At 39.5% G+C, this 1,338-nt stretch carries 1 protein-coding gene; it reads right to left on the reverse strand.

Annotated features, from left to right (window positions below):
• Positions 1–245: 245 nt before the first annotated feature.
• Positions 246–1,338: alpha/beta fold hydrolase (locus ACFVSH_RS21685; RefSeq protein WP_387707763.1), on the reverse strand; the 1,093-nt coding region annotated here is incomplete at its 5' end.

Raw genomic sequence — 1,338 nt, forward strand, 5'->3', positions numbered from 1 at the left:
CTGCAGAGCCAGATGATAAAGACTTTTCACCACTTGAAGAACGTGTGAAATATTATCATTGAAACAATAGGGGCTGTCTCTGCATAACGAGCCAGCCCTTTCATTTATTTCACTTTAGTAATCCGGAAATGCAGCAAGAAATTTTGAAAATACCAATGTCGCAAAGCCTATATATTCTGCAACCGGCATGATTTTGATATCCTCAATGGCGTTCAACATGTACATTTCGCATCCCCCCTAGTAAACTATTGAATTGGTGAAGAACGCCCTAGTAGCCATTCCTTCAAATAATATGGGAGTACACCGGAATATTGTTTAGCAGCATGTCCACTTTTCAGTAGGCTATATGTCTTATCCTTACATTTCAAATGCTTCATTACCGGATAAATCATTTCCTGTGGGACCAATCGATCATTCTTATTCGCTATTACTAAAACACTAGCATCAATTTTCGATAGCTTCGCTTTTTTTCCCCTTACCTCAAAACTCCCATTAACCAAGCTGTTATTTATCAAAAGGTCTTGGGTTATTTGTTTTGCGGCTGCTCCGGATAATGGTACATGCCCATTAGCCCAAGCATTGAAGCGGCGCCAATTTTGAACGTATTCATCATCATCCGCTTGATTCAATAAAGATAGATAGGGTGATATATAGATAGGGGATGTCATTAATCGGATTCCATATTTAACTGCACTGGCTGGGAGCGTTTGATAAATATCAATCGTATCGTTAAAATCCGCGGTACCTTCCTTTAACGCTACCTGCCATTGATCAAAAAATTCTGAGGCACTGAAATCTACAGGTGTAACGGAAAGGATCAAATTCTTGATTGGCTCGTCTGAAATGGCAGCATATAATGCGGCTATTGTACCGCCGAGGCAAAACCCCATAACTGTAATTTCTGATGCTCCAGAATGGCGTAATGCACGCTGTACTCCTTTTTGAATATAATCGGCGATATAATCTTCGATCGATATTTCACCATCTTCAAAGCCCGGACTTCCAAAATCAAGCAAATACACATCAAAACCTTCATTTACAAAAGATTCTATTAAACTATTGCCGGGGGACAAATCAAGAATCAAAGGAGTATTGATTAGTGAATATATAAGAAAAACCGGCACCTCATATTTTTTCTGTGCTGATGGATAATACCAGAGCGTTGATTTGTTTTTTTTCCACACTGCAATTTTCGGCGTCAGTCCCATTTCAGGCATTGGCTGATTGGGAATATCCATAAAACGTTTCCATTTAGGTATGGATTCGGATTGATTTTTCGGCACTTTCCGCTTAGACATTTGAATTTCCCTGTCCATGTAAATCGAACCCAGGTAACTG

Source organism: Peribacillus sp. NPDC058002 (assembly GCF_042886655.1).
In the GTDB taxonomy this organism is placed as follows: Bacteria; Bacillota; Bacilli; order Bacillales; family DSM-1321; genus Peribacillus; species Peribacillus aracenensis.